At 54.3% G+C, this 19,929-nt stretch carries 16 protein-coding genes; 11 read left to right on the top strand and 5 right to left on the bottom strand.

What is annotated here, in order from left to right; all coding sequences use genetic code 11:
* From F3J37_RS25870 to msrP, 4 genes are all read right to left on the bottom strand, one after another.
* The coding region (locus tag F3J37_RS25870) for a DUF8684 domain-containing protein (RefSeq protein ID WP_505543780.1) at positions 1-250 on the bottom strand (250 nt) is incomplete at its 3' end.
* Positions 251-271: 21 nt separating this feature from the next.
* Entirely contained in the window at positions 272-724 is a 453-nt protein-coding gene (gene aroQ, locus F3J37_RS25875) for a type II 3-dehydroquinate dehydratase (protein WP_058959566.1), read from the bottom strand.
* Positions 725-956: 232 nt separating this feature from the next.
* Positions 957-1,559, bottom strand: a complete 603-nt coding sequence (gene msrQ / locus F3J37_RS25880; protein ID WP_166936502.1) for a protein-methionine-sulfoxide reductase heme-binding subunit MsrQ — start codon at positions 1,557-1,559, stop codon at positions 957-959.
* Positions 1,560-2,564, bottom strand: a complete 1,005-nt coding sequence (msrP, locus tag F3J37_RS25885) for a protein-methionine-sulfoxide reductase catalytic subunit MsrP (protein WP_166936504.1) — start codon at positions 2,562-2,564, stop codon at positions 1,560-1,562. It abuts the gene before it with no gap.
* A 327-nt stretch (positions 2,565-2,891) separates the two neighbouring features.
* Here msrP and csrD point away from each other — a divergent pair, with 327 nt between their 5' ends.
* From csrD to tldD, 8 genes are all read left to right on the top strand, one after another.
* Complete coding sequence (gene csrD, locus F3J37_RS25890; protein WP_166936506.1) at positions 2,892-4,838, top strand: RNase E specificity factor CsrD; 1,947 nt, start codon at positions 2,892-2,894, stop codon at positions 4,836-4,838.
* Between the two features lie 310 nt (positions 4,839-5,148).
* Positions 5,149-6,192 carry a rod shape-determining protein MreB gene (mreB, locus tag F3J37_RS25895; protein ID WP_007891976.1) on the top strand — a complete coding sequence of 348 codons (1,044 nt, stop codon included), beginning with the start codon at positions 5,149-5,151 and terminating at the stop codon, positions 6,190-6,192.
* Between the two features lie 145 nt (positions 6,193-6,337).
* Positions 6,338-7,372: a rod shape-determining protein MreC gene (gene mreC / locus F3J37_RS25900; RefSeq protein ID WP_034830877.1), complete on the top strand. Its 1,035-nt coding sequence runs from the start codon at positions 6,338-6,340 to the stop codon at positions 7,370-7,372.
* The gene (mreD, locus tag F3J37_RS25905) at positions 7,369-7,857 is read left to right on the top strand and encodes a rod shape-determining protein MreD (RefSeq protein WP_034830875.1); all 489 of its coding nucleotides are present in this window, start codon (positions 7,369-7,371) and stop codon (positions 7,855-7,857) included. The genes mreC and mreD overlap by 4 nt, the downstream gene beginning before the upstream one ends.
* Positions 7,858-7,865: 8 nt before the next feature.
* Entirely contained in the window at positions 7,866-8,459 is a 594-nt protein-coding gene (locus F3J37_RS25910) for a Maf family protein (protein WP_034830874.1), read from the top strand.
* On the top strand, positions 8,449-9,918 hold the full coding sequence (rng, locus tag F3J37_RS25915; RefSeq protein ID WP_038644369.1) for a ribonuclease G: 1,470 nt from the start codon (positions 8,449-8,451) through the stop codon (positions 9,916-9,918). The genes F3J37_RS25910 and rng overlap by 11 nt, the downstream gene beginning before the upstream one ends.
* Before the next feature lie 47 nt (positions 9,919-9,965).
* Complete coding sequence (gene yhdP / locus F3J37_RS25920) at positions 9,966-13,784, top strand: AsmA2 domain-containing protein YhdP (RefSeq protein WP_166936508.1); 3,819 nt, start codon at positions 9,966-9,968, stop codon at positions 13,782-13,784.
* Positions 13,785-13,848: 64 nt separating this feature from the next.
* Complete coding sequence (gene tldD, locus F3J37_RS25925; protein ID WP_038644371.1) at positions 13,849-15,294, top strand: metalloprotease TldD; 1,446 nt, start codon at positions 13,849-13,851, stop codon at positions 15,292-15,294.
* Positions 15,295-15,536: 242 nt separating this feature from the next.
* Here tldD and aaeR read toward each other — a convergent pair whose 3' ends face one another.
* A complete protein-coding gene (gene aaeR / locus F3J37_RS25930; protein ID WP_038644372.1) occupies positions 15,537-16,454 on the bottom strand; it encodes an HTH-type transcriptional activator AaeR in 918 nt (305 codons plus the stop codon).
* Between the two features lie 258 nt (positions 16,455-16,712).
* Between aaeR and aaeX the strand changes: the two genes are divergently transcribed.
* The 3 genes from aaeX to aaeB are packed head-to-tail and all read left to right on the top strand — an operon-like array spanning position 16,713 to position 19,819.
* Positions 16,713-16,916, top strand: coding sequence for a p-hydroxybenzoic acid efflux pump operon protein AaeX (aaeX, locus tag F3J37_RS25935; protein WP_021508145.1), 204 nt, complete (start codon positions 16,713-16,715; stop codon positions 16,914-16,916).
* A 9-nt stretch (positions 16,917-16,925) separates the two neighbouring features.
* Complete coding sequence (gene aaeA, locus F3J37_RS25940) at positions 16,926-17,855, top strand: p-hydroxybenzoic acid efflux pump subunit AaeA (protein ID WP_058959562.1); 930 nt, start codon at positions 16,926-16,928, stop codon at positions 17,853-17,855.
* An 11-nt stretch (positions 17,856-17,866) separates the two neighbouring features.
* A complete protein-coding gene (gene aaeB, locus F3J37_RS25945) occupies positions 17,867-19,819 on the top strand; it encodes a p-hydroxybenzoic acid efflux pump subunit AaeB (RefSeq protein WP_058959561.1) in 1,953 nt (650 codons plus the stop codon).
* The last annotated feature ends 110 nt before the right edge of the window (positions 19,820-19,929 follow it).

Consider the following 19,929-nt stretch of genomic DNA (forward strand, 5'->3'; position numbering starts at 1 on the left):
AACGCACGATGTGGCCGGTGATTTCCGGCTTAGCGGCTTCAGCCGGCGCAGCGGCTGCAGGTGCAACGGCGGTCGCCAGTGCAGGCTGCTGCATCACTGGCGCAGCATAAGCCTGTTGCATGACCGGATAGCCAGCGTTCGCAGGTGAACGGCTGATACGAACTGACTCTTCGCCTTCAGAGATTTCCAGCTCGGAGATGCCGGACTCTTCTACCAGTTCGATCAGTTTCTTAATTTTACGAATATCCATGAGTGTGGTTCCGTACTCTGTTTAATTGGAATGTGACAGGCGTTTTACTGCCGTTTGTAAAGCCCATGAGTATCCATCAGCGCCCAGTCCACAAATGACGCCAGCAGATACATCAGAAAGATAGGAGTGATGTCGGAACGGCTCACGTGCATGCACGTTCGAGAGATGCACCTCAATAAAAGGGATGCTAACCGCCAACAGGGCATCACGCAGTGCAACGCTGGTATGCGTGAATGCAGCCGGGTTGATGATGATGTAATCCACATTGCCACGGGCCTCGTGAATACGATCAATCAACTGAAACTCTGCATTCGATTGCAAATGACTCAATTTCACATGGTGCTGATCGGCCTGCTGGGTCAAATCGCTGACAATTTCTGCCAACGTGGTGTGCCCATACTTCTCAGGCTCGCGCGTTCCCAACAAATTCAGGTTGGGGCCGTTTAAAAGCAGTATGTGAAATTCGTGCGCCATCTTGCTGCTATCTCCTGCAATCAGTAAGGCATCGCGTAAAATACCGCGACATCTGTCGTTTGTCACTCCTGAGAGTGAAAAAGACGAATTCGCTTGCAATAAAGCCGGGCATTATATCCGTTTCGTCGCAATTCGCAGCAAAATACTGGTCTTATCTGCGAAGTTGATCGGATGCGGCCCGAAGGCCACACCTTTTATCAGATTTCACAGCAGGAAGACAACCATGCGGGGATTATCGATGCAGAAGTTTACGCAACTTATTGTAACGCCAACCTAACAGCACTAAAGCCACCAGCGCATAAATCCAGGGCTGCGGGGAGAAGACTTTCACCGACCAAAGATAGTGGATAGGTGCGAGGATCGCGACAAGATAGATGCCGTTGTGCAGGGTTTGCCAGCGACGGCCAAGCTTACGTTGGGCACGTTGAAATGAGGTGATGGCGAGGGTAAGCAGCACCAGCCAGCAGATCATACCCAGTAACAGATAAGGACGTGAAACGATCTCACTACCCAGCAGTTGCAGGTGGTTATAACCCAGTTCCAGCAGGTAGTAGCTGGTCAAATGCAAACATGCCCAGGCAAAACACCACACGCCGAGCAGGCGGCGGGTGCGAATCAGCAGAGGCTGTTTCAGGTAACGCGTGAGTGGGCTCACCAGCAGCGTCGCCAGAAGCAACTTTAACGCCATTCTGCCGGTAAAATGCTGGATATCTTTCGCCGGATCGGCACTTAACCAGCCCTGGCTGGCTGCCATAAACAGATACACAAACGGCAGGAAAGCCGCGAGATGCAGTACCACTTTTAACAGGGTGATATGGCGTAACGTCAGTCGCACTCAGTAGTTCTCCCGTAAATCGAGCCCGCGATACAGTGAAGCCACCTCTTTAGCGTAGCCGTTAAACAGCAGGGTTGGCTGGCGTTCGACATTCAGAATGCCGCCGGAACCAATAAAACGCTCGGTGGCCTGCGACCAGCGCGGGTGATTCACATGGGGGTTAACGTTGGCATAAAATCCATATTCGTTATTGGCGATTTGGTTCCATGTGGTAGGAGGCTGGTCGCGCGTCAGGGTGATTTTAACGATGGATTTGATGCCCTTGAAACCGTATTTCCACGGCACCGTCAGGCGAATCGGGGCGCCATTCTGTGGCGGCAGCGCTTTACCGTACACGCCGGTGCTTAATAGTGTGAGAGGGTGCATCGCTTCATCAAGACGCAACCCTTCCACATACGGATAATCCAGCCCACCGCCAATAAAGCGACCTTTCTGACCAGGCATCTGGTCCGGAGCATATAACGTCTGAAAGGCGACAAAGCGGGCATTGCTGGTGGGTTCAGCCAGTTTAAGTAATTTATTCAGCTCAAAGCCCACCCACGGGATCACCATCGACCACGCTTCAACACAGCGCATGCGATAAATACGCTGCTCCATGGCAAAACGTTTAAAGATGTCGTCCATATCCAGCGTGATCGGTTTCGCTACTTCACCTTCAATGCGCAACTGCCAGGGCTCAGTTTTCAGCGTGCCGGCGTTGGCAGCTGGATCGGCCTTATCCAGACCAAACTCATAAAAGTTGTTATAGCCAGAAACCTTGTCAAACGGTGTCATCGGCAGATTGGCCTGATACTGCGCGGGTTTGGTAAATTGCAGATCGCGTCCTGCAGGGGCAGGTGGACGGTCATTGCCTTTAAACCAGCTCAGCACATCTGCCTGCGCCGCGCCGGGTAAACTTGCCGCAGCGGCGCCTAATCCCAGCGCTTTCAACACCTGACGGCGGCGCATATTAAAGATGCTCTCGGGCGTCACGTCGGATTCGGTAAGGTATTGCTTCAGCTTCATGGCATTCTCCGGCGAAAAAGGTGGTGTTGTACTCAGCATGATCAACTCGCGCTGGACACGCCACTTTGCCCGGAAAAATATGAAATTTCCTGGCAAGCGGGCTCTGTTGAGAATAGGACGAAAAAGTCCGTGTGAAACGCAAGCCATCACACTTTGCGGCTATACTCGCGCCGCAGGTCCGATTAGCATGGCGCACCGCCTAATTTGATGCGCGTCTGGCGCTGATTCAGACGATGTTTTGTGCTATTTTGCTCAGGTTTACGCCAATGAGCAGGTTGGCGCCGTCGGATGGCGACCGTTTAGAACCGCAGTGATACAGGCACAGGGATGCGATTAACAACTAAGTTTTCTGCGTTTATTACATTATTAAGCTTACTGGCAATGTTATTGATGCTGGTCGGCTGCGCTTTTAGTTTTATCTGGCTATCGCAACAGCGCGTTGAAACACGCGTCAATACGCTGGCGACCGAAGTCGATAAAGCGCTGACAACGCAATCGCCACAAGAACTGACGCAGTGGTTGACGCGCATCATGCCGGTGATCAATGCGGAACAGATTGAGATGCATAACGGCAATACCGTGGTGTTTCAACTCGCTCGCCATGAAAATCCTATGCTCGAAGATGAGCCGAATCGTTTTATTCAGTTCGATCTTCCGTTAGTGCACTCTCCCGGCCTTGAGCTGCGTGTAGTGGTACTCGATCCTGCGAAAACCTGGTTCCGTTCCTTTACCGGTGCCTATACGCTGATTGTCCTGCTCAGCGTGGTGGCGATTATGTCGGCTTTACTGGTGATGACGCATCGCTGGATCAATCGTCGCTGGCAGCACATGGAGAGTTTAGAAGCTCGCTCCGAGCGTATTCTGGCGGGTGAGCGCGTGCCCTACGTCGGCCATTATGCCGAATGGCCGCCAAAAGCCAGTCGCGCCATTGACACTTTGCTTAACGATCTTCAGGAAGCGGGCGAGCAGCGCTTGCGCATTGATACGCTTATCCGTACGTTTGCCGCACAGGATTCACGCACCGGCCTGAATAACCGCCTGTTCTTCGATAACCAGTTAGCCACGCTGCTGGAAGATCAGGAAGATGTGGGCACGCATGGCGTGGTGATGATGGTGCGCCTGCCCGATCTCGACACGCTGCATGAAACGCTGGGCCAAACGCTGGTGGATGAATACCTGTTTGACCTGATTAATATGCTGTCGACATTTGTTCTGCGATATCCAGGCGCTTTACTGGCACGCTACTTCCGCAGCGATTTTGCCGTGTTATTGCCGCACCGCACGCTCAAAGAGGCCAACAGTATCGCCGATCAGTTGATCAACGCGGTCGACTCATTGCCGCCGATGCGTATGGTCGATCGCGATGATTTAATCCACATTGGCATCAGCGCGTGGCGCAGCGGAGAAACCGTGCCGCAGGTGATGGAAAATGTTGAGATGGCGACCCGTCGTGCCGCCTTGCAGGGCGGTAACAGTTGGTCAGTCGGTGAAGGCAATACCTTAGACATGGGACGTGGTAGTGTGCGCTGGCGAACGCTGCTGGAAAACACGCTTAATCGCGGCGGCCCACGTCTTTACCAAAAACCGGCTGTGTTGCTGGATGGCAAAGTGCACCACCGTGAAATGCTGGCGCGCGTGTTCGATGGCGACAAAGAAGTGGTGTCGGCCGAGTTTATGCCACTGGTGCTGCAACTGGGTTTGACCGACAGTTGGGATCGCCAACTGGTGACGCGAATCGCGGCCCTCTCTGAAGTGTGGCCTGATGAAACGCTGGCGTTACCCGTCAATATTGACTCCTTATTACAGCGTCCATTCCAGCGCTGGCTGCAAAAGCTTTTGCTGCAATGTACAAAATCGCAAAGAAAACGTTTTTTATTTGAACTTGCTGAGGCGGATGTTTGTCAACACATCAATCGCTTAGTGCCGGTTTTCCAAATGTTGACCGCGTTTGGTTGCCGTGTGGCGGTGGATCAGGCGGGCATGACCGTGGTGAGCAGTGCTTATATCAAGCAGTTCCCAATCGAAGTGATCAAACTCGATCCGGGGCTGGTACGTAATATTGAACGTCGTACTGAAAACCAGTTATTTGTGCAAAGTTTACTGGAAGTGTGTAAATCCACCTCGACACAAGTTTTTGCTGCGGGCGTGCGCACGCGCGCGGAGTGGCAAACGCTGGCGAATCTGGGCGTGGCAGGTGGGCAGGGCGACTTCTTTGCCCCATCATTGCCGGTGAACAGTAACGTGAAAAAACATTCACAACGTTATCGAATTTAGGTCTTCAGCCAGTAAAGTGGCGCTGAGGGGCCTTTTTCTGCCCTTTGGTGGATTACGTCCGCGCTTATGATGGCTGGAAATGTTAGATTTTATGTCGAAATTCGCCCGGTGATTAAGGGGGAATTTACGTTTAATAGGGCGGCTTAGCGCTATTTAACGGCGGCCAGGGATAAGCGAATCGGCCCAAAAAATTATTCAGCGTATTTTTTCACCGAAGCAGAACGTTTTTGCGCCTTGTAGCGGCTTCGCGTGGTTGGTAAAGTAGGCGGATTTTATTTTCCGCCCCCAGCTTGCAGGATTATCCCTTAGTATGTTTAAAAAATTTCGTGGCATGTTTTCCAATGACTTGTCCATTGACCTGGGTACCGCGAATACCCTGATTTACGTAAAAGGACAAGGCATCGTGCTGAACGAGCCTTCCGTGGTTGCCATTCGTCAGGATCGTGCCGGTTCGCCAAAGAGCGTTGCGGCCGTAGGTCATGACGCCAAGCAGATGCTGGGTCGTACTCCAGGCAACATCGCGGCCATCCGTCCTATGAAAGATGGCGTGATCGCCGATTTCTTCGTGACTGAAAAAATGCTCCAGCACTTCATTAAGCAAGTGCACAGCAACAGCTTTATGCGTCCAAGCCCACGTGTGCTGGTCTGCGTACCGGTTGGCGCCACTCAGGTTGAGCGCCGTGCTATCCGTGAATCTGCACAAGGTGCAGGCGCGCGCGAAGTGTTTCTGATTGAAGAGCCGATGGCTGCCGCAATTGGTGCAGGCCTGCCGGTATCTGAAGCAACCGGTTCGATGGTGGTGGATATCGGTGGTGGTACCACTGAAGTGGCCGTTATCTCCCTGAACGGCGTGGTCTACTCTTCTTCTGTACGTATCGGTGGTGACCGCTTCGATGAAGCTATCATTAACTATGTGCGCCGCAACTACGGCTCACTGATTGGTGAAGCCACTGCGGAACGTATCAAGCACGGCATTGGTTCTGCCTATCCGGGTGATGAAGTACACGAAATTGAAGTACGTGGTCGTAACCTGGCAGAAGGTGTACCGCGTGGTTTTACCCTGAACTCCAATGAAATCCTCGAAGCGCTGCAAGAGCCGTTGACGGGTATCGTGAGTGCAGTGATGGTCGCGCTGGAACAGTGCCCACCAGAACTGGCTTCTGATATCTCCGAGCGCGGCATGGTGCTGACCGGTGGTGGCGCATTGCTGCGCAATCTGGATCGTCTGCTGATGGAAGAAACCGGTATTCCGGTTGTCGTTGCAGAGGACCCGCTGACCTGCGTCGCGCGCGGCGGTGGTAAAGCGTTGGAAATGATCGACATGCACGGCGGCGATTTGTTCAGCGAGGAGTAAATCCTCATCGGCTGAGACCGTGGTCAAATTGCGCAGGGAGTCGCGCCTATCGACGCTGCGCACGACGGCGAGATGCGTCCAGCCCTGGAGGCGTTAGTCATAAGACTGGCGCTTCTTCCCTGATGTCGAGGAACACGCAGAATTTATGAAGCCGATTTTTAGCAGGGGACCTTCCCTGCAGTTGCGTCTCTTTCTGGCAGTCATTGTGGCTATCGCGATTATTATCGCAGACAGCCGCGTGAGCTCCTTCTCCCAGATCCGCAACTACCTGGACACGTCGGTAAGTCCATTTTATTTTCTGGCCAATGGGCCGCGACAGCTTCTTGACGGCGTCTCAGAAACGCTGGCTTCACGCCAGCAGCTCGAGCTGGAAAACAAAGCGCTGCGCCGTGAGCTCTTCCTGAAAAACAGTGACCTGCTGATGCTGGGGCAATACAAGCAGGAAAACGCACGTCTGCGTGAGCTGCTCGGCTCGCCGCTGCGTCAGGATGAGCACAAGATGGTGACCCAGGTGATTTCAACCGGCACCGATCCGTATACCGATCAGGTGGTTATCGATAAAGGCAGCGTAAACGGTGTTTACGAAGGCCAGCCGGTGATCAGTGATAAAGGTGTAGTGGGTCAGGTGGTTGCTGTGGGTCAGGTGACCAGCCGTGTACTGCTGATTTGTGATGCTTCGCATGCGTTGCCGATTCAGGTGTTACGTAATGATATTCGCGTGATTGCGGCGGGTAACGGCTGCAGTGAAGATTTGCAGCTGGAACATCTGCCGGGCAACACCGACATTCGTGTCGGCGATGTGCTGGTGACGTCAGGTCTCGGCGGGCGTTTCCCTGAAGGCTACCCGGTTGGCGTGGTCTCTTCCGTGAAAGTCGATACCCAACGTGCCTACACCGTGATTCAGGCGCATCCGACGGCTGGCCTGCAACGTCTGCGTTACCTGCTGCTGTTGTGGGGCGCGGATAAGAATGGCGACATGCCAATGGCACCAGATGAAGTTCACCGCGTGGCGAATGAGCGTCTGATGCAGATGATGCCACAGGTCTTGCCGCCAGCAGGCGAAATGGGCCCACCGGCACCGGATATGATGCAGCCTACGCAGCAAATGGGGCCGCCGGCACCCGCTAACAGCAGTCGTTCGCAAGGGATCCCAGCGAACACACGCGGAGGCCAGCCTTGAGTCGATATCGCAGCCAGGGCCGATGGGTTATCTGGCTGTCCTTTCTGATTGCCCTCATTCTGCAAATCATGCCCTGGCCGGAACAAATCTACATGTTCCGGCCTTCATGGCTTTTGTTGATCCTGGTTTACTGGGTTCTGGCATTACCGCACCGGGTTAATGTTGGTACAGGCTTCTTTTTAGGGGCCGTGATGGACCTGGTGGCCGGTTCAACGCTGGGGGTGCGCGCGCTGGCGTTCAGCATCATCGCGTATCTGGTGGCCTTCAAATTTCAGCTATTCCGAAATCTGGCGTTGTGGCAGCAGGCATTAATGGTCATGGTGCTGTCGCTCGCGGTGGATGTCATTGTTTTCTGGGCTGAATTCCTGGTCATCAACGTCTCATTTCGCCCGGAAATCTTCTGGAGCAGTGTGGTCGACGGCATTCTATGGCCCTGGCTATTCTTATTAATGAGAAAGATTCGCCGACAGTTCGCTGTTCAGTAAGGAAGACTATGATAAGCCTGTATCTCGCATCCGGTTCACCGCGTCGACGTGAACTGCTCACGCAATTGGGTCTGCAGTTTGAACGTCTGATTACCGACGTTGAAGAGCAGCGCCAGCCAGAAGAAGCGGCGGAAGTGTATGTTCGCCGTCTGGCTTTGGACAAAGCGCGAGCTGGCGTGGCGGTCGCGCCGCAGGATTTACCGGTGCTGGGTGCAGATACCATCGTGGTACTCAACAATGACGTGCTGGAAAAGCCGCGCGATGCTGCACACGCAGCGCAGATGTTGAGTCAACTCTCCGGGCAAACGCATCAGGTGATGACCGCCGTCGCGCTGGCTGACAGTGCACGCGAGCTGGATTGCCTTGTCACCACTGACGTGACATTCCGCAATATCACGGCAGAAGAAATCTCGCACTATATTGCCAGCGGCGAGCCGATGGACAAAGCCGGCGCGTACGGAATACAGGGTCTGGGCGGCAATTTTGTCCGCAAGATTAATGGAAGCTATCACGCCGTAGTGGGATTACCGCTGGTTGAAACCAATGAGTTGCTGAGCCACTTTCAGTCACTGCGTGCGTTAAGGGGACAAGATGACGGCTGAGCTGCTGGTTAACGTTACACCTTCTGAAACCCGTGTTGCCTATATTGATGGCGGCATTCTGCAGGAAATTCACATTGAGCGCGAAGCACGGCGCGGTATCGTAGGGAATATCTATAAAGGTCGCATTAGCCGCGTTTTGCCCGGCATGCAGGCCGCGTTTGTTGATATTGGCATGGATAAAGCCGCCTTTCTGCATGCTTCTGACATCATGCCGCACACTGAATGCGTGGCGGGTGATGAGAAGAAAAACTTCGTCGTACGCGATATTAGCGAGTTGGTGCGCCCCGGCCAGGATTTAGTGGTGCAGGTGGTGAAAGATCCGCTCGGCACCAAAGGCGCGCGCCTTACCACCGATATTACGCTGCCTTCACGTTATCTGGTGTTTATGCCAGGCGCATCGCATGTGGGTGTTTCCCAGCGTATTGAAAGCGAAGCGGAGCGTGATCGCCTGAAAGCGGTCGTTTCCGCCTACTGCGACGACCTCGGCGGCTTCATTATTCGTACTGCTGCCGAAGGCATCTGTGAGGAAGACCTGGCGCAGGATGCCGCGTTTCTCAAGCGTCTGTGGACCAAAGTCAGCGAGCGCAAAAAACGTAATCAGACACGCTGTCTGCTGTACGGTGAATTAGCGCTGGCACAGCGTGTGCTGCGTGACTTTGCCGGCGCAGCGCTGGATCGCATTCGCGTTGATTCCCGTCTGACCTGCGATCTGCTGGTGGAATTTACCGGCGAATATATTCCGGAAATGGCCAGCAAGCTGGAGCTGTACAGCGGCAAACAGCCAATCTTCGATCTGTTTGATGTTGAGAATGAAATCCAGCGCTCTCTGGAGCGTAAGGTTGAACTCAAGTCGGGCGGCTATCTGATCATCGATCAAACCGAAGCCATGACCACCGTCGATATCAATACCGGTGCATTTGTTGGGCATCGTAATCTCGACGAAACCATCTTCAACACCAACATTGAAGCCACACAGGCGATTGCTCGCCAGCTACGTCTGCGCAATTTGGGCGGCATTATCATCATCGATTTTATCGACATGAGTAATGACGACCATCGTCGCCGCGTACTGCATTCGCTGGAAAGTGCGCTGAGCAAAGATCGGGTGAAAACCGGTATCAACGGCTTCTCGGCGCTCGGTCTGGTGGAAATGACGCGCAAACGCACGCGGGAAAGTATTGAACATGTGCTCTGTGCCGATTGCCCGGTGTGCAAAGGGCGCGGCACGCTGAAAACGGTGGAAACGGTTTGCTACGAAATCATGCGCGAAATCGTGCGTGTGCATCATGCTTATGATTCCGATCGTTTCCTCGTTTATGTTTCCCCGGCAGTAGGCGAGGCATTAAAAAGCGAAGAGTCACATGCGCTGGCTGAAGTGGAAATCTTTGTCGGTAAGCAGGTTAAAGTCCATGTTGAGCCGCTCTATACTCAGGAGCAGTTTGACGTCGTCATGATGTAAGTCGTGAGGTTGAACGCCGGTTTTCAACGGGAAGCAAGGAGAGGTGTGTGAGGCGGTTGCCGAGGATTTTGTTACTGCTGCTCGCCGCAATCATCGTTATTGTGGCGCTGCTAGTCAGCGGGTTGCGCCTCGTGATGCCGCATCTCAACAGCTATCGCAGCGACATACTGCAGACGATTTCACGCGTCAGCGGAGTGACGGTGGATGCCAGCGAGCTGCAGGGTAAATGGGAGAATTTCGGCCCAACCCTGCAGGTGCGTAATCTCAACGTTGTGATGCCGGAAGATGGCAAACTCACCATTGGCCGCGTAAATCTGGCGCTTAACGTCTGGCAATCGCTGCTGCACTGGCGCTGGCAGTTCCGTGATCTTACCTTCTGGCAACTGCGTCTCGAAACCAATCATCCGCTGCTCACCAGCGATCAACAAAAAAATAGCTTTAAGCCGGCGCAAATCAACGATCTGTTTCTGCGCCAGTTTGATCACTTTGATCTGCGTGATAGCAGCATCCGTTTTCTCACGCCCTCTGGCCAGCACGCTGAGCTGGCGATTCCGCGCCTGACCTGGCTCAACGAAAGCACGCGTCACCGTGCGGAAGGGGAAGTCAATCTCTCCAGCTTTACCGGTCAGCATGGTGTGGTGCAGGTGCGACTCGATCTCAACGATACCAACGGATTACTCAACGATGGCCGCATCTGGATGCAAGCGGATGACGTCGATGTGCGTCCGTGGATCGGTCCGTGGCTGCGCGACAACACCAGCCTCGAAAGTGCCCGTTTCAGCCTTGCGGCATGGGTGAATCTGCGTGATGGCGATGTCTACGCCGGTGACCTGTTGCTCAGTAAAGGCGGTGCACGCTGGCGCGGCGAACAGGGCGATCACCAACTGCAGGTTGATGGCTTAACCGCGCATCTGGCGCGTTTCCAAAATGGCTGGAGTTTGTCCGTCCCGCAAACCCGACTCAGCACCGATGGCATCGCCTGGGCACCGGGACACTTCTCATTGCTGTGGAAGCCGGAAGACCAGCAGATGCTGGGCGCCAACAGTGGTGCGGAGGTGCGTGTGCGTGCCACGCAACTGGATCTGGAGCGTCTGGCACCGTTGGTGCCGCTGTTCAAACCCTTATCCCCTGCGTTACTGGATAACTGGCGTGCATTGCAGCCGCGCGGCAACATCGATGCGCTGGCGCTGGATATTCCGCTCAATCAGCCCGAACAAACCCGCCTGCAAGCCAAATGGCGCAACCTGGCGTGGCAGCATTGGGAGCTGTTGCCAGGGATCAGCAATCTAAACGGTACCGCCAGCGGCAGCGTGAGTAACGGTCGGTTGGATGTGGCGATGGGGCAAGCAGAAGTGCCTTATGGCGACATGTTCCAGGCGCCACTGCAAATTCAACAGATCACTGGCAAACTGAACTGGCAGCGCGATGCCAGCGGCCTGACGCTGGACGGTCAGAATCTTGATGTTCAGGCTCGTTCCCTGTGGGCGCGCGGTGATTTCCGCTATCAGCAAAATATCGGCAAAGCGCCACAGCTGAATATTCTGGCGGGCATTCGCGTCACCGATGCGGGTGATGCCTGGCGCTACTTCCCGGAACCGCTAATGGGCCATGATCTGACCCATTTCCTCAGCGAGTCGATCAAAGGCGGGAAGGTGGACAATGCCACGCTGTTGTTCGCCGGTAATCCCAGCCTGTTCCCGTTTAAGCACAATGACGGCATGTTTGAAGTATGGGTGCCGCTGCGTCAATCCACCTTCCAGTTCCAGCCCGGTTGGCCCGCGCTGGAAAACCTCGATATCGACCTCGATTTTGTTAACGACGGCCTGTGGATGAAAGCCGAGAAAACCAAATTGGGGGAAGTGGATGCGCGTAACGTCAACGCGGTGATCCCCGACTATCTCAAAGAGAAGTTGATTATTAATGGCGATCTTAGCGGTCAGGGCAAGCAGATTGCCGATTACTTCGAACAGACGCCTCTGAAATCGACGTTGGGCGCGGCACTGCAGCAGTTGCAAATCGGTGGCAATGTGCGCGGTTCATTGAATCTCGATATTCCGCTGGATGGTGAATTGGTACATGCCAGCGGTAATGTGGTGATGAACAATAACAGCCTGCACATTAAGCCGTTAAACACCACGCTGGAAAACCTCACCGGACGTTTCCGTTACAACAACGGCAACCTCGAAAGTGAAGAGATGCAGGCCAACTGGTTTGGTCAGCCCACTGGCGTCAGTTTTACCACTACCGAAAACCCTGACAACTTCGGTGTCAATGTGAAGCTGCTGGGCGACTGGCAGCCGTCGAAACTGAAAGTGTTGCCGACCAGCGTTAGCAGTCAATTGAGCGGCAGTCTGCCGTGGCAGGGCAATGTCGACATCACGCTGCCACACAAAGGGGGCGCGACCTATAAAGTCGATTTGCAGGGTGAGGGCAAAACAGTAAGTAGTCACTTACCTTCGCCGCTGGATAAGCAGTCGGGCGAAGCGATGCCCATCGCCATTAACGCCACCGGTGATCTGAAAGGATTCACGCTAAGCGGCAGCGTGCGCGAGCATAACCGTTTTAACAGCCGCTGGATTCTCGAACCCCAGCTGCGCGTGGATCGCGGCATCTGGCTCAACGATGCGAAAAGCACGCCGAAGCTGCCAGAAAAACGCGGGATGGAACTCAATTTACCGCCGCTGGATGGTGAAGCCTGGATGGGGCTATTGGCGGGAAGCAGTGGTTCGCGTAATGCTCAGGGCGAAACGGAAGTCGGCGGCGCGCTGTTACCAGGCGATGTGACTCTGCGGACACCGGCACTTATGCTCGGTGGTCAGCAGTGGCATGACGTAAATGCCACCGTCACGCAAGGGCCGACCGGCAACACACAACTCCAGCTGGAAAGCCGCGAAGCGCGCGGCAGTTTGCAAACCGCACAGCATGCGCCATGGCAAATCGACCTTAGCTATCTTTACTACAATCCAGAATGGGCGAACAGCAGCGACAACAACGCCTCGCCGTTGGGTGACAACAGCAGCACAGTAGACTTCAGTAACTGGCCAGCGATGCAGCTAAACTGTGATGAGTGCTGGCTGCGCGGGCAGAAGTTTGGACATATGCAGGCCAGATTACAGCCGCAGGGAGATACGTTAGCACTTACTAACGGTAGCGTGGATTCCGGCAGTGCGAAGCTGAAGATCAACGGAGAATGGGTCAATAAGCCGGGCAATCAGCGTACCTCATTAAAAGGCAGTCTGAGCGGTAAAAACATTAATGATGCCGTTAACTGGTTTGGGATGAATACCCCACTTCGTGACGCGCCGTTTAACGTCGATTATGACCTGCACTGGCGTTCCGCCCCGTGGCAGCCTTCAGCGGAAACGTTGAGCGGTACGCTGAAAACCCATTTTGGCAAAGGCCAGATTGCGGATGTGAACACCGGGCGTGCGGGGCAGTTGTTACGCCTGATGAGTTTTGACGCCTTGCTGCGCAAGCTGCGCTTCGATTTCAGTGACACCTTCAGTGAAGGCTTCTATTTCGATTCAATTAACGGCACGGCGTGGATCGAAAATGGTGTGATGCACACGGATAACCTGCTGGTTGATGGCCTTGAAGCGGATATCGCCATGCAGGGGCAGATCGACCTGGCAAAACGCCAGATTGATATGGAAGCGGTCGTTGCCCCTGAGATCTCCGCTTCGGTGGGAGTGGCGACGGCCTTTGTGGTCAACCCGGTGATCGGGGCCGCCGTATTTGCCGCCAGTAAAGTATTGGGCCCGCTATGGAATAAGATCTCGCTACTGCGTTATCACATTAGCGGACCGTTGGATAAACCGGAAATCAATGAAGTGCTGCGCAAACCGCGCGAAGACGACAAGAAGTGAATTTGACGCCGTCGGGGAATTGCCGCAGGCTATGACTATCCGAGCACATAATGAGTGAGAAACGATGACTCTGAATCTGGTAAGTGAGCAGTTACTAGCTGCGAACAGCATTAATCAGCAGGACCTTTTTTCCCTGTTAGGGCAGCTTTCAGAACGTCGTCTGGATTATGCCGACCTCTACTTCCAGTCCAGTTTCCATGAATCCTGGGTGCTGGAAGACAAAATCATTAAAGATGGTTCTTACCACATCGACCAGGGTGTCGGTGTGCGTGCAATCAGTGGTGAGAAAACCGGTTTCGCTTACGCAGACCAAATCACCCTGAACGCCCTGCGCCAGTCTTCTGAAGCCGCGCGCAGTATTGTGCGTGAGCAGGGCAATGGCAAAGCGCATACACTTTCAGCTGTGATCAACCGTTCGCTATATGCGCCGGTGAATCCGCTGGACAGCCTGACGCGCGAAGACAAAATTGCACTGCTGCATCGTGTTGATACCGTGGCACGTGCGGCCGATCCGCGCGTGCAGGAAGTCAATGCCAGCCTGACTGGCGTGTACGAACAGGTGCTGGTGGCGGCGACCGATGGTACGCTGGCTGCGGATATCCGCCCACTGGTGCGTCTGTCGATCAGCGTGCAGGTGGAAGATCAGGGTAAACGTGAACGCGGCTCCAGCGGCGGCGGCGCGCGTACCGGTTATGAGTTCTTCTATGCCGATGAAAACGGTGATGTGCGTGCCGATGCGTGGGCGCGTGAAGCGGTGCGTCTGGCGCTGGTGAACCTCTCAGCTGTTGCCGCTCCTGCGGGCACCTTGCCGGTGGTATTGGGCGCTGGCTGGCCGGGCGTGCTGCTGCATGAAGCAGTCGGTCATGGTCTGGAAGGCGATTTCAATCGTCGTGAAACTTCGGTCTTCAGCGGAAAAATGGGGCAACTGGTGGCCTCTGAACTCTGCACCGTGGTTGACGATGGCACCATCGAAGGGCTGCGCGGCTCACTGGCAGTGGATGACGAAGGCGTGCCAGGCCAGTATAACGTCCTGATCGAAAACGGTGTGCTCAAAGGCTACATGCAGGACAAGCTCAATGCGCGTCTGATGGGCGTACCGCCAACCGGTAACGGGCGTCGTGAATCCTATGCGCATCTGCCGATGCCACGTATGACCAACACCTATATGCTGGCGGGTAAATCCACGCCGCAGGACATCATTTCCAGCGTTGAGTACGGGATTTATGCACCAAACTTTGGTGGAGGTCAGGTGGATATCACCTCCGGCAAGTTTGTCTTCTCAACCTCAGAAGCCTATCTGATTGAAAACGGCAAAGTCACCACGCCGGTGAAAGGTGCAACGCTGATTGGTTCGGGTATTGAAGCAATGCAGCAGATCTCAATGGTTGGTAACGATCTGGCGCTGGATAAAGGCGTTGGCGTGTGCGGTAAAGAGGGGCAGAGTGTGCCGGTCGGCGTCGGCCAGCCAACCCTGAAGCTGGATAAAATCACCGTCGGCGGAACTGCATAATCATTGCTGGTGCGCATCAATGCGCACCTGACGAATGACAGTAAAGTCTGATGTCCCCATGACGCACCATTTCGAATGGCCGTGGAGTCTGATGATTCCACGGCGGCCTCTACGAATGACCGTAAGTTGATGTTCGCATGGCGGACTCTATAGATTATCGAACAGTCTGAGTTTCCCTATGGCGCACCTTACAAATAGTCGTTTCGCGCATCGAAGGGACACCCTGTATGGCGCCCAGACCGTTAACTCTTACGATGCTGCTGATACTGTTGCGCCACCTGCTTAAAGTACTCGGTCAGATAATCGATACATACCTGCACCTTCAACGGCATCTTGTCTTTCTCGGTATAGAGCGCATACACCGGACGCGGTTCTGAGTGATATTGCGGGAACAGAATATCGATCTCCCCGGCGTTAATCTCATCAATCACCCACATCAGGGGGACATAGGCGATGCCGCAACCGGCTTTCAGCCAGCGAATCAGCGTCTGTGAATCATTAGTCACGAAGCGCCCTTGTGGCGTCAGCCGCGTCACCAACCCTTCCGGCGCGACCAGTTCAAAGGTGTTATCCGGGCGTACGCTGTACTCCAGCCATGAAAAATTATCGATTTCACCCGGTTTGTCTGGCGTACCATGCTGTGCCAGATAACTTTTTGCGGCACAGACCACCATCGGCATCGCGCCCAGTCGGCGTGAGAACAGGTTTGAATCTTGCAACGCGCCTACGCGGACTACGAGATCCAAGCCGTTAGCGATCAAATCTGGCGCGGGAATGCCGGTAACCAGATTGACGCTCAGACCAGGATATTCACGTAGCATATCGCTGGTCATTGCAGACAACACGTTTTGCGCCATGGTGGAAGAGCAGCCGATACGCAGAATACCGATCGGCGTATTATTAAAGGCATAAAGCTGTTCGTGCACCTGAGACGCTTCAGCCAGCATGCGGCGGCAGCCCTGATAGTAGATCTTACCTGCTTCGGTCAGACCAATACTGCGGGTGCTGCGATTTAACAATTTGACCTGCAACTCATCTTCCAGTTTGGCGACAATTTGGCTGATTGACGAAACGCTAAGATGAAGCTGACGTGCCGCGGCGGTAAAAGAACCTAATTCAACCACTTTGGCGAAAATGGACATGCCTTTAAGTCGTTCCATTGTTTACTCTGGCTAAAAAGTGATTTAGCTCACAATATGTAGAAAACGTATAGTCATGCGCGTTACTATACGCACGCTGGGTCTGTTCACCGCACCTTAACACGGCTGTGTTTACACGATGATACGCTATCATTAGCTCAACGCGGCCTGAATGTTGCCATCAGTCTCCCAATCATCCCCTGATTCTCAACCCGACGTGCCATGCGGCATGAGGGCAGGTATCGGTGCAATCCGGCAAGGTCGAACTAAGGAACCGTAATGAGTGTGCTTCCGGTATTTGTCGTATTCGGGCTGAGTTTTCCGCCCATCTTCATTGAACTACTGGTTTCTCTGGCGCTGTTCTGGCTGGTGAAACGCGTGCTGACGCCCAGCGGAATTTATGACCTGGTGTGGCATCCGGCACTTTTTAACACAGCGTTGTATTGCTGCGTGTTTTACCTTGTATCCCGTCTATTCGTCTGAGGTTTTTAAGTGAAAGCGCTCATAAGAAAAATCGCGCGTTACGCGATTACTATCCTGCTGGTTATCATCGCAATCGTGATCATCTTCCGCGCCTGGGTGTTCTACACCGAATCGCCCTGGACGCGTGACGCCAAATTCTCCGCTGATGTGGTGGCGATCTCGCCGGACGTGACCGGCCTTATCACTGACGTGCCGGTGCACGACAACCAGCTGGTGAAACAGGGGGATACGCTGTTTGTCGTGGATCGCCCGCGCTACCAGAAAGCGCTGGATGAAGCCCAGGCGGATGTCGAATATTACCAGGCACTCGTCAATGAAAAGCGTCGTGAAGCGGCGCGCCGTAATCAACTCGGCACCAGTGCCATGTCGCGTGAAGCCATCGACCAGGCTAATAACGATCTGCAAACCAGCGAACATCAGCTGGCGAAATCGGTGGCAACGCGCGATCTGGCGGTGATCGACCTGGATCGCACCACCATCAAAGCGCCTTCAGATGGCTGGGTCACTAACCTGAACGTTTATCAGGGCGAGTTCATCACCCGTGGTTCCGTTGCCGTGGCATTGGTACAGCAGCACTCATTCTATGTGCTGGCTTATATGGAAGAGACCAAGCTGGATGGCGTGCGTCCGGGCTTCCGCGCTGAAATCACCCCGCTGGGCAGTAATACCGTATTGCGCGGCACGGTGGACAGCATCGCGGCGGGCGTGACCAACAGCAGCAGCAGCGTGGACAGCAAAGGTATGGCGACCATCGATTCCAACCTCGAATGGGTACGACTGGCACAGCGCGTACCGGTGCGTATTCGTCTTGACGATCAACCGGGCAACCGCTTTCCGGCGGGCACTACCGCCACGGTAGTGATCACCGGTGATAAAGATCGCCAGACCAAAGTCTCGCCGTTGACGCAGTTCTTTAACCGCCTGCGCGAGTTTGGTTAAGCGAGGGCGTTATGATTGAGTTTTTGCGTTTCCCGGTGAAGCTGACATTTGCGCTGGTTGCGGCGCTGATGATTGGCTTTCACTTTAATCTGGAAACGCCGCGTTGGGCGGTGATGACCGCCGGCATTGTTGCTGGTGGTACCGCCTTTGCTGCGGGGGGCGATCCCTATTCTGGCGCACTGCGCTATCGCGGCATTCTGCGCATCATTGGTACATTTATTGGCTGTATTGCCGCCCTCACCATCATGATCGCTACGGTGCGTGCACCGGTGGTGATGCTGCTGCTGTGCTGTTTATGGGCGGGGATGTGCGTCTGGCTCTCTTCGCTGATTAAGGTCGAGAACTCTTACGCATTGGGACTGGCGGGTTACACTGCACTGATAATCGTGATTACTGCCGATGCCAGTGGCGGTTTAACGCTGGCACCCCAGTTTGCCGTTGAGCGTTGCAGTGAAATCGTCATTGGGATTCTGTGTGCGATTCTTGCGGATATGCTGTTTTCGCCGCGCTCGATCAAAAAAGTGATTGATGCAGAAGTCGATTCGCTGCTGGTGGCGCATTACAAACTGCTGCAGCTGTGTGTCGCCCACGCGGATAAAGACGAGGTGGATCGCACCTGGAGCGCGCTGGTACGTCGCACCACGGCACTCAACGGCATGCGCAGCCAATTGCTGATGGAATCTTCGCGCTGGAAAAATACCAGCCGCCGCTTACAGATGCTGAATACGCTGTCGCTGACGTTAATTACGCAAGCCGCTGAAACCTTCCTGATTCAAAACGCTCGTCCGGATTATATTCCGACGCAGTATCGCCTGCTGATTGAGAAAGACGTCCATAACGTCGATGACGTGCATAAGCGTATGAAGGTGATGCGTCGTTTGATCAGCGTCAGCAACAAAAATGTGCCGATGACAGTGGCAAGTTGGGTCGGCGCAGCAACAGAGTATCTGCTGCTGATTAATGGTGTGCGCAGCAACAGCCGTATCACTACGCTGGAAGAGAGCATCCTGCAGCGCGAAGTGGTGATTCAGGCACGTTCGGCGGAAACCCATCATGCGATGATCAACGGCGTGCGTACCTTTGTGGCGACCGCGCTCGGCTCTCTGTTTTGGCTCTATACCGGCTGGACTTCGGGCAGTGGCTGTATGGTGATGCTGGCCGTCATCACCGCGCTGGCGATGCGTATGCCGAATCCGTTGATGATGGCGAAAGACTTCTTCTACGGTATGGCCTTCGCCGTACCACTCGGCATGCTCTACTTCATCTATATCCTGCCAGCTACCCAGCAAAGCGCGTTGTTGTTGTGTATCGCGATTGGCGCACTCGGGTTTATCGGCGGTATCTTCGTGCAACGACGCCAGATTGGTACGTTAGGTGCGTTGATTGGCACCATCAATGTGCTGGTGCTGGATAATCCGATGAAGTTCGAGTTCAACGTCTTCCTCGATAATGCGTTGGGCCAGTGGATCGGCAGCTTTGTGGCGATGATGGTGATTCTGCTGATTCGCGATAAATCCAAAGCACGTACCGGCCGTAAATTGTTGAATCGCTTTATGTATGCGGCTGTGGCGGCCTTGACCACTAATCAGGCGCGCCGTCGCGAGAATCATCTGCCCGCGCTCTATCAGCAGCTGTTCCTGCTGCTCAATCTGTTCCCCGGCGATATCGACAAATACCGCATCGCACTGACGCTGATTATCGGTCATCAGCGACTGCGTAATGCTGAAGTCCCGGTTAACGCGGAGCTTTCGGCTTATCACCGTCAGTTGCGATACACCGCCGATCGCGTGATTTCAGCCACCAGCGATGACAAGCGGCGCTACTACTTTGAGCGTTTGTTGAAGGAACTGGAGATTTATCAGGAAAAGCTCCATCACTATTCGGCACCGGAGAGCGTTACCGAACCGGTGAAACGGCTCTCGTTGATGCTGGATAAATACCAAAACACCCTCATCCAAATCTGAAATCGGCCGCTGCACGTTGCAGCGGCCTTTTTGATCCCACGCTGACACAAAACCCGATGATATTGGCATCTATACTTTCCTGACAGAATGCAAACTAGCAGGAGAAGAAT

Origin of the sequence: Candidatus Pantoea communis, assembly GCF_011752685.1 — a bacterium.
In the GTDB taxonomy this organism is placed as follows: domain Bacteria; phylum Pseudomonadota; class Gammaproteobacteria; order Enterobacterales; family Enterobacteriaceae; genus Pantoea; species Pantoea communis.

What these genes read in the sequence shown, in the direction of transcription:
- F3J37_RS25910 (WP_034830874.1), top strand. Translation starts at nt 7,866, where the DNA reads ATGATAAGCCTGTATCTCGCATCCGGTTCACCGCGTCGACGTGAACTG.
- aaeR (WP_038644372.1), bottom strand. Translation starts at nt 16,454, where the DNA reads ATGGAACGACTTAAAGGCATGTCCATTTTCGCCAAAGTGGTTGAATTA.
- aaeB (WP_058959561.1), top strand. Translation starts at nt 17,867, where the DNA reads ATGATTGAGTTTTTGCGTTTCCCGGTGAAGCTGACATTTGCGCTGGTT.
- msrP (WP_166936504.1), bottom strand. Translation starts at nt 2,564, where the DNA reads ATGAAGCTGAAGCAATACCTTACCGAATCCGACGTGACGCCCGAGAGC.
- mreC (WP_034830877.1), top strand. Translation starts at nt 6,338, where the DNA reads ATGAAGCCGATTTTTAGCAGGGGACCTTCCCTGCAGTTGCGTCTCTTT.
- tldD (WP_038644371.1), top strand. Translation starts at nt 13,849, where the DNA reads ATGACTCTGAATCTGGTAAGTGAGCAGTTACTAGCTGCGAACAGCATT.
- rng (WP_038644369.1), top strand. Translation starts at nt 8,449, where the DNA reads ATGACGGCTGAGCTGCTGGTTAACGTTACACCTTCTGAAACCCGTGTT.
- csrD (WP_166936506.1), top strand. Translation starts at nt 2,892, where the DNA reads ATGCGATTAACAACTAAGTTTTCTGCGTTTATTACATTATTAAGCTTA.
- mreB (WP_007891976.1), top strand. Translation starts at nt 5,149, where the DNA reads ATGTTTAAAAAATTTCGTGGCATGTTTTCCAATGACTTGTCCATTGAC.
- aroQ (WP_058959566.1), bottom strand. Translation starts at nt 724, where the DNA reads ATGGCGCACGAATTTCACATACTGCTTTTAAACGGCCCCAACCTGAAT.
- aaeX (WP_021508145.1), top strand. Translation starts at nt 16,713, where the DNA reads ATGAGTGTGCTTCCGGTATTTGTCGTATTCGGGCTGAGTTTTCCGCCC.